At 55.8% G+C, this 312-nt stretch carries 1 protein-coding gene; it reads left to right on the forward strand.

Annotated elements, in window-relative coordinates:
* Nucleotides 1-18: 18 nt before the first annotated feature.
* A partial coding sequence (locus SCA31_RS22865) for an ATP-binding cassette domain-containing protein (protein ID WP_410699331.1) occupies nt 19-312 on the forward strand: 294 nt, incomplete at its 3' end.

The raw sequence follows: 312 nt of genomic DNA on the forward strand, positions 1-312 counted from the left end.
GGACGTCGACGCAACACTGTGACGGTAAGAGCGCTCCATGAGCTCTCCCTCGTTGTTGAGCGGGGTGAATCATTGGGGATCATTGGCCGGAACGGATCGGGCAAAAGCACCCTAATGAGACTTATTAGTGGGCAGGAAAGACCCACAACAGGGGCCGTCTTCGCGTCAAGCACGCCTATCATGCTGGGGGTCAACGCAGCGCTTATGCCCGACCTGTCCGGTCACCAAAACGTGGTCTTGGGTTGCTTGGCAATGGGCATGAGCTTGGAGCAAGTCAACGCTAAGTTTTCGAGCATCGTGGAACTTTGTGGT

The sequence above is a fragment of the Chryseobacterium sp. SIMBA_028 genome (genome assembly GCF_046535285.1).
Taxonomy (GTDB): Bacteria; Bacteroidota; Bacteroidia; order Flavobacteriales; family Weeksellaceae; genus Chryseobacterium.